7 protein-coding genes and 1 pseudogene are annotated in these 10126 nt (G+C 67.4%); 3 read left to right on the top strand and 5 right to left on the bottom strand.

All coding sequences use genetic code 11. From position 1 onward, the window contains the following. Nucleotides 1-693 (top strand): annotated as a pseudogene (locus ACE3P2_RS14090) (hypothetical protein); the annotation flags it as partial. A gap of 55 nt (nt 694-748) precedes the next feature. On the opposite strand, the gene ACE3P2_RS14095 reads toward ACE3P2_RS14090, so the two are convergent. From ACE3P2_RS14095 to ACE3P2_RS14110, 4 genes are all read right to left on the bottom strand, one after another. After that, nucleotides 749-3718, bottom strand: a complete 2970-nt coding sequence (locus tag ACE3P2_RS14095) for a response regulator (RefSeq protein ID WP_374265524.1) — start codon at nt 3716-3718, stop codon at nt 749-751. Between the two features lie 32 nt (nt 3719-3750). Next, the gene (locus ACE3P2_RS14100; RefSeq protein WP_374265526.1) at nt 3751-4401 is read right to left on the bottom strand and encodes a hypothetical protein; all 651 of its coding nucleotides are present in this window, start codon (nt 4399-4401) and stop codon (nt 3751-3753) included. A gap of 10 nt (nt 4402-4411) precedes the next feature. After that, the gene (locus ACE3P2_RS14105) at nt 4412-6043 is read right to left on the bottom strand and encodes an ABC-F family ATPase (RefSeq protein WP_374265528.1); all 1632 of its coding nucleotides are present in this window, start codon (nt 6041-6043) and stop codon (nt 4412-4414) included. A gap of 144 nt (nt 6044-6187) precedes the next feature. Continuing rightward, entirely contained in the window at nt 6188-6604 is a 417-nt protein-coding gene (locus ACE3P2_RS14110) for a PilZ domain-containing protein (RefSeq protein ID WP_374265530.1), read from the bottom strand. A 337-nt stretch (nt 6605-6941) separates the two neighbouring features. Here ACE3P2_RS14110 and ACE3P2_RS14115 point away from each other — a divergent pair, with 337 nt between their 5' ends. Continuing rightward, nucleotides 6942-7613, top strand: a complete 672-nt coding sequence (locus ACE3P2_RS14115; protein ID WP_374265532.1) for a choice-of-anchor E domain-containing protein — start codon at nt 6942-6944, stop codon at nt 7611-7613. 122 nt (nt 7614-7735) lie between these two features. On the opposite strand, the gene ACE3P2_RS14120 is transcribed toward ACE3P2_RS14115, so the two are convergent. Continuing rightward, nucleotides 7736-8464: a YebC/PmpR family DNA-binding transcriptional regulator gene (locus tag ACE3P2_RS14120; protein ID WP_374265534.1), complete on the bottom strand. Its 729-nt coding sequence runs from the start codon at nt 8462-8464 to the stop codon at nt 7736-7738. 195 nt (nt 8465-8659) lie between these two features. Between ACE3P2_RS14120 and ACE3P2_RS14125 the strand changes: the two genes are divergently transcribed. Further along, nucleotides 8660-10126, top strand: a 1467-nt coding sequence (locus tag ACE3P2_RS14125) for a helicase HerA-like C-terminal domain-containing protein (protein ID WP_374265536.1), incomplete at its 3' end; no start/stop codon positions are given.

Consider the following 10126-nt stretch of genomic DNA (forward strand, 5'->3'; position numbering starts at 1 on the left):
CGGCGGCAGGCCGGCCACGCGCTGCGCATCGACCTGCACGGCGACGGCGTCGCGATCCTGTGCCAGACCCCTGCCGGCCCGCGCCGTCTCCTCGCCCGGCGCGCCATCTGCGCGATGCCGCTGCACGTGGCGGCACGCATCGCGCCGGCCCTGCGCGACCTCGGCTTCGACCCCGCCAGGCACCTGCCGCCCCAGGCCCCGTGGCTGGTCGCCAACTTTCTGCTCGACGGCTTTCCGGCCGAACGCGACGAACTGCCGCTGGCCTGGGACAACGTCATCCACGCCAGCCCCGGGCTCGGCTGGGTCGTCGCCACCCATCAGCTGATCCGCGCCGCCCGCCCCGCCAGCACCGTGTTCACCACCTACCGGGCACTCGCCGACGCCAGTCCGGCCGAGGCCCGCCGGCGTCTCGCCGCAGCCGGGCCCGACGCGCTGCTCGCCCTGGCCAGCGAAGACCTGCGCACCGCCTACGGCGAGCCGGCGCTGTGGTGGCACACGCGCGCCGTCGAGATCACCGTGCGCGGCCACGGCATGGCCACCCCGGTAGTCGGCAGCCTTGCCAATCCCGGCCTGGCGGCGCTGCGTGCGGCGGACGGGCCGCTGCTGTTCGCCCATTCCGATCTGTCGGGGTATTCGGTGCTCGAGGAAGCGGTGTGGTGGGGCGAGCAGGCCGCCCGGCGGGCGCTGGGTTGAGCGGCAGACGGGCGGCAGTCGTCGCCACGCGCCAGCACCGGCAAGGCGCCGCCGTTCAAGCCCGGGACTTGGCCGGCGCGCCCAGCACGGCGGAGGACGCGCCGTCGTCGAGCCCGGGCGGCAACACCCGGGCGATGCCCTCGACCAGCGGCTTCATCTGCGCCTCGAGGCTCGCCACCGCCGCCTGGGCGCGGGCGTTGTCGCCCGCCCGCGCGGCGGCCTCGAGACGTCCGGCCAGGGCGGCGATCTCGTTCATGCCGAGCAGCCCGGCGCGGCCCTTGAGCGAATGGGCGGCAAGCGCGACCTGCTCCCAGTTGCGCGCGTCGGTATCGGCCCGCAGGGCGGCGGGGCCACCGGCGAACTGGCCGCAGAACTTGGCCAGCAGACGCGGGTAAAGCACCGGGCTGATGCCCGTGTCGTTGATGGCGCAATCCGGGTCGAGCCCCGGAATCCCCTCGAGCCCGACCACCGCGGCGGCACCGATGGCCAGCGGCGGCATCGCGTCGGGGGCGAGCGCGGCGCGGTGGTGCTGGCGCAGGACTTCGAACAGCTCGGCCAGCTCGTAGGGCTTGTTGAGGCAGCCGTTCATGCCCAGCGACAGGCAGTGTTCGAGCACGCTGCGGCCCCGGTGGGCCGACAGGGCATACACCGGCAGGGCGTCGAATTCGCGGCGGGCACGGATCTGCCGGATCGTCTCGTAACCGTCCATCACCGGCATCTGCAGGTCGAGCAGGACCAGCGCGTAGCTGTCGGGCGGCTGGCCGGTGAGCTGGGCCAGCGCGTCGCGGCCGTCGGCGGCGGTATCCACCTCGACGCCCCAGCGGCCCAGCAGCGCCACCGCCACGTCGCGGCTGGTGCCGTTGTCCTCGACCAGCAGCACGCGCATGCCGTCGAGCGCGCCGGTGGCGACCTTGCCGGTGGGCTCCTCGGCCGGCTGGCGGCCCAGCGCCAGATCGCACAGGCGGCGCAGCACGCTTGGCAGGATCGGCTTGTCGCACAGGTGCAGGCCGCCGGGGCGCAGCTCGGGCAGTTCCTCGTCGAGGGTGCGCGGCACCGACACCAGCGCCACCTGCGCGGGCACCCGGTCCGGCGTGGCGGCCAGAGCCTTCATGATCTGGCCGCCGTCCCGGTCGGGCAGCGTCCAGTCGAGGAACAGCAGGTCGTAGGGCGCCGGCGCGGCTTCGAGGCAGGCCAGCAGCTCGGCGCCGCTGCTCACCGAATCGACTTCGTCGACGCCTTCGTAGCTGAGCAGGTCGATCAGCGCCAGGCGGGCTTCGGGGTAGTCCTCGGCGACCAGCACGCGCAGGCCGCTCGCCGGCGGACGGGGCGCGGCCTGCGCGGCAGCGGTGTCGCGGACGAGGGGGAGCTGGACGCGGAAGCGGCTGCCGCTGCGCGGCACGCTGTGCACGTCGATGGTGCCGCCCATCGCCTCGACGAGCCGGCGCACGATCGACAGGCCAAGGCCGGTGCCGCCGTACTGGCGGGTGGTGGCGCCCTCGGCCTGGACGAAGTCGTCGAACAGCTGGGCGATCTGCTCGGCGCGCATGCCGATCCCGGTGTCTTCGACGGTGAGCCCGACGACAGGGCGGCCGTCGCCGTCGATGCGACAATCGACCCGCAGCGAAACGTGGCCGGCGGGGGTGAACTTGACCGCGTTGGAGAGCAGGTTGGCGAGCACCTGGCCGATCCGCAGCGGGTCGCCGACCAGGCGCTCGCCGAGCAGCGCGACGCTGTCGGCGCGGGCCTCGAAGAGCAGTTCGACGCCCTTTTCGAGGGCCACCCGCTCGACCAGCAGGAAGGCGTTGGCGATGACCTGCTCGAGGTGGAACGGGATCGCCTCCAGTTCCAGCCGGCCGGCCTCGATCTTGGAGAAGTCGAGGATGTCGTTGAGGGTGTCGAGCAGCGCGCGGCCGGCAATCCGGATCTTGCTGGCGTAGTCGCGCTGGCGCGGCGACAGGCGGCTGTGGAGGATCAGCTCGGCCATGCCGATCACCGCGTTGAGCGGCGTGCGGATCTCGTGGCTCATGTTGGCGAGGAACAGCGACTTGGCCTGGGTGGCCTGCTCGGCGCGGGCGCGGGCGTCCTCCAGCTCGCGACCAATGGATTCGCGCTCGCGGATGTCGTTCTCGATGGAGCCGGCCATCGAATTGAAGGTGGAACGCAACACCTGGACTTCCTCGACGCCGGCGCTATCGGCGATACGCGCGTCGTACTCGCCGCGGGCCAGCCGATCGGTGGCGGCGCACAGCTCTTCGATGGGGCGCAGCACCTGCCGGCGCACGATGTGGGCACCCCGCAGCACCAGCAGCGCCGTCAGCAACATGCCGAAGATGGCGGCGATGATCCAGTCGCGCAGGGCCGTGCGGGCGCTCACCACCGCAGCGCCGGTGCGGATGTCGACGCGGTGCTTGAGCTCGGCCACGGCGGTGGCCACGTTGGCCCGCTTCACGTCGTACTCGCGGCTGTGGACCAGGGTCACCGCGAGTTCGGGGCGCGGTTCGTCCTCGGACACGAAATCGCGCCGCTGGGGGTCGTACAGGCCCTGGGTCGCCGCGAAGGCGACCTGCTCGAGGGCCTTGAGCGCCTCGGTTTCGGCCAGCACCCGCTCCAGCGCCTCGAGTTCGGCGCCGTCGAAGCCCCGCGCCACCATCCGCGCCCGCAACGACACGCCGGCGCCGGTGCGGCTCTGGGCGAAGGGCGTGGTGCCCGCGACGACGCGATCCCAGTAGGTGGCGGGCTCGCTGTCGACGATGGGCGGCTTCTCGCCTTCGCGAATCGCCAGGATCGCGTAGTAATACGTGAGGTAACGCGTCTCGCGGGTGACGGCGTAGCTGCGCACCAGCCGCGTCAGGGTATCCATCTCGCGGCGCAGTTCGTCCACCTGACGCAGCGCCTCGGCGCGATTCTGATGCACGGCCTGGACGCGATCGAAGGCCGACAGGACGATCACGGAGATCGTCCCGTTGATGCCGACGATGAGTAGCAGCACCGCCGAGAAGATGAAGGAAAGCTTGGAGAGCTTCATGGGCAGCCGATCAGCTTACACCGCTCGCCCCGTCATGCCGCGGCGACGGAGCGGCGCCTGCAAACGATTTCACTGAGCAGGTCGAGCACGCAGTAAAAGGCGCCCGCCGCGAGTGGCGGATTGCTGACCGGCCAGCCCAGGCCCGGCAGCGTGGCGCGCCAGGTCCAGTTGCCGAGCCAGGTGCCCCACAGCTCCATCGCCAGCGACAGCAGGAACATCGTCGCGTACAGCCGCGGCGCCGGCCCCCAGCGCAGGCAGGCCAGGAAGATCAGGATCAGCGGTGGCCCGAGCCAGTCGAGCCGCCCCAGCGCCAGCGCGCTGACGCCGACCACCGCCAGCCACGGGGTAGCCGCCAGCAAGCGGTCCGGCAGCCGTCCGGCCAGCCGCAGTCCGAGCCAGTAGAGCAGCACATGACCCGGCGGGACGAACAGCGGCAGGTTGCCCAGCCGGTAGTCGTACAACCCCCAGACCAGCGAGAGCACGACTTCGCCGGCGGTGGCGATGGCGAGGCAGGCCAGCAGCCGGGCGCGCAGCCCGGCCGCGCGGGCCACCAGCAGCGCGCACAGCCCCCAGGTCCAGGCGCTGACGAGCGGCTGCCCCCAGGCGCCGCCGAAGCGATCCGCCAGGAGGCCGACCGCGATGGTCAGGCCGACGACGCCACCGAGCGGGAGGGTCTGGCCCACCGCCCGGGGCTTATTCGATGCCCTGGCTGGCCAGGTATTCCTCGTAGGTGCCGCGGTAATCGACGATGTCGCCGGGGCCACGGATCTCGAGGATGCGGGTGGCGATGGACGACACGAACGCCCGGTCGTGGGAGACGAAGAACAGCGTGCCGCTGAAATCCGCGATGCCCGAGTTGAGGGATTCGATGGATTCCATGTCCATGTGGTTGGTGGGCTCATCCAGCAGCAGCACGTTCTTGCGCTGGAGCATCAGCTTGCCGAACAGCATCCGGCCCTGTTCGCCGCCCGAGATCACCTTGACCGACTTCTTCACGTCGTCGCCCTTGAAGAGCAGCCGGCCCAGCGTGCCGCGGATCAGGGTTTCGGCGTCGTCGCCCTCGTAGCCGCCTTCGCGCACGTAGCCGCTGATCCAGTCGGTGAGGTTCTCGCCGCTGGCGAAGTCGTCGGCGTGGTCCTGGGCGTAGTAGCCCAGCTTGGCCTTCTCTGCCCACTTGATGGAGCCGAACTGCGGCTTGAGGCCGTGCAGCTGCTCGCCCACCAGCAGCTTGAGCAGCGTGGTCTTGCCGATGCCGTTCTCGCCGATGATCGCGATGCGGTCGTTGGCGTCGGCGGTGAAGGTGAAGTTCTTGATGATCGGCTTGGCCGGATCGTAGCCGAAAGTGAGATTTTCGATCTCCACGGCCTGGCGGTGCAGCTTCTCCTTTTCGTCGTACTCGAAGCGGATCCACGGGTACTGGCGGCTGGACGGCTTGAACTCGTCGATCTTGATCTTCTCGATGAGCTTGGCGCGGCTGGTGGCCTGGCGCGCCTTCGACTTGTTGGCGGAAAAGCGGCGGACGAACTCCTGCAGCTCCTGCACGCGCTCCTTGGCCTTCTGATTGGCGGCCGACTGGCGCTCGCGGGCCTGGGTGGAGGCCTCGATGTAGTCGTCCCAGGTGCCCGGCCACACCTGGATGCGGCCGTAGTCGAGGTCGGCCATGTGGGTGCACACCTGGTTCAGGAAGTGGCGGTCGTGGGAGATGATGATCATCGTGGAGTTGCGCTCGTTGAGCACGTTCTCCAGCCAGCGGATGGTGTTGATGTCGAGGTTGTTGGTCGGTTCGTCGAGCAGCAGGATGTCCGGGTTGGCGAACAGGGCCTGGGCCAGCAGCACCCGCAGCTTCCAGCCCGGGGCGACTTCACGCATCGGGCCGTTGTGTTGTTCGGTGGGGATGCCGACGCCGTGCAGCAGCTCGCCGGCGCGAGCCTCGGCGGTGTAGCCGTCGTACTCCGCGAAGTGGCCTTCGAGCTCGGCCGCCTTCATGTAGTCGTCTTCGGTCGCCTCGGGGTTGGCGTAGATGGCGTCCTTTTCCTTCATGCAGGCCCACATCTCGGCGTGACCCATCATCACCACGTCGAGCACGCGCTCGTCTTCGTAGGCGAACTGATCCTGCTTCAGGAAGGCCATGCGCTCGCCGCTGTCGAGCGACACGTTGCCGGCGGACGGCTCCAGCACGCCGGCCAGGATCTTCATGAACGTGGACTTGCCGGCCCCGTTGGCACCGATCAGGCCGTAGCGGTTGCCGTCGCCGAACTTGACGGAGACGTTCTCGAACAGGGGCTTGGCCCCGAACTGCATGGTGATGTTGTTGGCGATGAGCACGACGCGAATTCCTCAAATTCCGGCAGGCTGAACGGCGCAGCCGGCAAAAAAAGTGCGCGCCGACCCGAAGCCGGCGCTGCCTGCCCGAAATTTATCATATCTTTCAAGCACCTGAGAAATTATCTCGGTGCTCGCGTACTGCGCTCAGACCAGAGACGGGCCCGACACGATGGCCGCGGCCTCGGTCTCGGAGATCCGGATCGTCGCGGTGGAGATCACGTGGATGGTCAGCCACTCGTGCAGGCGCTCCGCGCCGTCGCCCTCGAACGACAGGAAGCGGCAGCCCAGCAGCCCGCCTTCGGCACCGAGCACGAAGTTCACCGTTCTGGCGGTTCCGCGGATCTGATCCGGAATGCCCTCGAGATGCAGCACGAACGGGAGGTCGAGGGGCTCGGGCAACGGCACGCCCCACGACAGGCTGAACCCCTCGAGCGAGAGGTCATTGACCGGCTGCCTGACCCCGTCGATCTCCACCCAGAAGCAGACGTTGCCCCAGCGGGTCGCCACGAAGCGCTGACGCTTGCGACGCTCGGCCCCGCTTGCGTTCTCGTGTTTCGACATCAGAAACCTCCAAATTCAATCTAATTTAAATTTATTTCACAAAAACACAAAATTTATACATCAAATGATTTTTTTATTCAAAAAATCAAAATCGACACTCAAAACCAAAAAAAGTAAAAGAGCATCGACGTTAAATTCGTCTCAAATACACATGGATTAACATTTGCCCGTCGGAATTTTTTACATTAATCCATCGTCACATTTTCTTGAAAACTTAAATTATTGATTTTTATAAGCCAACTCAGAACGGGCACACCTTTTGCTGAGTAAATGGGAGCAGTCGGGGCCCAATCCCATTGCCAAATATTTTTAGTGTTTTCCAAACTGGAGTTTTTAAATGAAAAAACTGCTTGCCCTCGCCCTCGTCGCCGCTGCCGGTTCCGCCCAAGCCGCCACCATCACCACTGGCGACACCTACGGTCTGGTCAACACCAACTGGGTCAACCCCCTGTCCGGCCTGTCGCAATTCGATCCCACCCTTGGCACCCTGAACAGCGTCAAGATCGAGCTGTCCGGCGACATCGTCCAGACCTTGAAGGCTGAAAATACCGGCAACACCGCCGACACCCTGACCCCGATCGCTGGCGCCAACCTGCTGTTCCGCCACGGCACCACCACCCTGCAGACCCTGGCCCTGAGCAACGCCGGCGCCGCGTTCTCCGCCACCGCCTTCGACGGCACTTCCGACTTCTCCGGCACGTCGGGCACCGACTTCGGCTCGCTGACCGCCGCCGGCTCGCTGCCCGCCTTCACCTACACCTCCGCCGCCGACCTGGCCGCCTTCATCGGCACCGGCAACCTGGGCGCCTTCAACGTCCGCGCAGAAGGTAACGGCACCATTGACTCCGCCAACGGGAATCTGGATTCGTCCATCAAGACCCAGGCCCGTTACAACCTGACCCTGACCTACGACTACACCGCTCCGGTCACCCCGATCCCGGAACCCACCTCCATGGCCCTCGTTGGCCTGGGCGCCCTGGGTCTGGCCGCTGCCCGTCGCCGTAAGTAATTCGCTTCGACGCCCGATCTGATCGGGCGTTCGCTGCAAAGCAGAAAAGCCACCGCGAGGTGGCTTTTCTGCTTTGCAGGATCGGCTCCCGCGGACGGATGCCCGATCTTGAAACTATGCGCTCATTCGTCGTCCATCGCGGCCGAGGTGTACACGGCCTGCACGTCGTCGAGGGATTCGAGCGCATCGAGCAGCTTCTGCATGCGCACGGCGTCGTCGCCGACGAGCTCGGTGTCATTGAGCGGCTTCATGGTCACTTCGCCGAACTCGGCGGTGAACCCCGCCTTCTCGAGGGCCTCCTTGACGTCACCGAACTGGTACGGATCGGTGAGCACCTCGATCGAACCGTCGTCGTTGGGCACCACGTCGTCGGCGCCGGCTTCCAGGGCGGCTTCCATCAGCGCGTCCTCGGAGGTCCCCGGCGCGAACAGCAGCTGACCGCAGTGCTTGAACTGGAAGGACACGCAACCGTCGGTCCCCATGTTGCCGCCGTACTTGTTGAAGGCGTGACGCACGTCGGCCACGGTGCGGGTCTTGTTGTCGGTCAGGCAATCAACCATCACCGCCGCGCCGCCGATGCCGTACCCTTCGTAGCGGGCCTCCTCGTAGGTGACGCCCTCCAGCTCGCCGGTGCCTTTCTTGACGGCGCGATCGATGTTGTCGGCCGGCATGTTCACAGCCTTGGCCCGATCGACGGCGAGGCGCAGGCGCGGATTGAAGGCCGCGTCGCCGCCGCCCATGCGAGCCGCCACCGTGATTTCCTTGGCCAGCCGGGAAAAGATCCGGCCTCGCTTCTCGTCCTGTCGGCCCTTACGGTGCTGGATGTTGGCCCACTTGGAATGACCCGCCATGATTCTGTGTCCTTGATTTACGACGTAAAACCGCGATTTTACCCCGCCGCCCGATCTTCGCGCAGCCCGCGCTTGTGCCGGATCAATTCGGGCGCCGATTTTTCAGGGTCGGCAGGGCGTATTTCATGCCTGAAACGGGGACTTGTCCGATAATCGGGCGTTAAGCCTCTTTCGCCTCGCTTCCCGGAGAACCCCATGACCGAGCCCCTCATCATCGCCAAGTCCAAGGACAAGGACATCGCCCTGCTGCCCCAGCTGGCCAACCGCCACGGCCTGATCACCGGCGCCACCGGCACCGGCAAGACGGTGACGCTGCAGAAGATGGCCGAATCCTTCGCCAGCATCGGCGTGCCGGTGTTCATGGCCGACGTGAAGGGCGACCTGTCGGGCATCGGCGCCGCCGGCGTCGAATCGCCCAAGCTCAAGGAGCGCCTGGCCGCCCTCGGCATCGACGAATTCACCCCGCGGGCCAACACCGCGGTGTTCTGGGACGTCTTCGGCGAGGCCGGCCACCCGGTGCGCGCCACGATCTCGGACATGGGCCCGATGCTGATCGCGCGACTGCTCAACCTCAACGAGACCCAGGCCGGCGTGCTGCAGCTGGTGTTCAAGATCGCCGACGACCAGGGCCTGCTCATCATCGACCTGAAGGACCTGCGCGCCACCCTGCAATACGTGGGCGACAACGCCAAGGACTTCACCACCGAATACGGCAACATCTCGGCCGCCTCGATCGGCGCGATCCAGCGCGGCCTGCTGGCCATCGAAGCCCAGGGTGGCGACAAGTTCTTCGGCGAGCCGATGCTCGACATCGCCGACCTGATCCAGACCGACGCCGACGGCCGCGGCGTGATCAACATCCTGGCCGCCGACAAGCTCTACAACTCGCCCAAGCTGTACTCCACCTTCCTGCTGTGGATGCTGGCCGAGCTCTTCGAGCAGCTGCCGGAAGTGGGCGACGTGGACAAGCCCAAGCTGGTGTTCTTCTTCGACGAGGCCCACCTGCTGTTCAACGAGGCGCCCAAGGCCCTCCTCGAGAAGATCGAGCAGGTGGTGCGGCTGATCCGCTCGAAGGGCGTCGGCGTCTACTTCGTCACCCAGAACCCCCTGGACGTGCCCGAGACGGTGCTCGGCCAGCTCGGCAACCGCGTCCAGCACGCCCTGCGCGCCTTCACCCCGCGCGACCAGAAAGCCGTCAAGACCGCCGCCGAAACCATGCGCGCCAACCCCGAGTTCGACGCCGCCACGGTCATCACCGAACTGGGCGTCGGCGAGGCCCTGATCTCCTTCCTCGACGAGAAGGGCCGGCCGCACATGGTGGAGCGCTGCTTCATCATCGCGCCGGATTCCCGCCTCGGCCCGCTCACCGCCGCCGAACGCAAGGCCGCCATCGAGAGCTCGGTGATCTACGGCCACTACGAGCAGATGATCGACCGCGAGTCGGCCTACGAAAAGCTGCGCGGCGGCGCGGCCAGCGCGGCAGCCCCGGCCGGCCAGGCGCCGGCGGCGCAGGACGACGGCGGCGGGCTGCTCGGTGGGCTCAGCAGCATCTTGTTCGGCAGCACCGGTCCGCGTGGCGGGCGTCACCCCGGCCTGGCCGAGCAGGCGGCCCGCAGCGCGGTGCGCACCGTCGGCTCGACGATCGGGCGCGAGATCGTGCGC

Origin of the sequence: Zoogloea sp. (assembly GCF_041911615.1) — a bacterium.
In the GTDB taxonomy this organism is placed as follows: domain Bacteria; phylum Pseudomonadota; class Gammaproteobacteria; order Burkholderiales; family Rhodocyclaceae; genus Zoogloea.

What these genes read in the sequence shown, in the direction of transcription:
- ACE3P2_RS14095 (WP_374265524.1), bottom strand. Translation starts at nt 3,718, where the DNA reads ATGAAGCTCTCCAAGCTTTCCTTCATCTTCTCGGCGGTGCTGCTACTC.
- ACE3P2_RS14110 (WP_374265530.1), bottom strand. Translation starts at nt 6,604, where the DNA reads ATGTCGAAACACGAGAACGCAAGCGGGGCCGAGCGTCGCAAGCGTCAG.
- ACE3P2_RS14115 (WP_374265532.1), top strand. Translation starts at nt 6,942, where the DNA reads ATGAAAAAACTGCTTGCCCTCGCCCTCGTCGCCGCTGCCGGTTCCGCC.
- ACE3P2_RS14120 (WP_374265534.1), bottom strand. Translation starts at nt 8,464, where the DNA reads ATGGCGGGTCATTCCAAGTGGGCCAACATCCAGCACCGTAAGGGCCGA.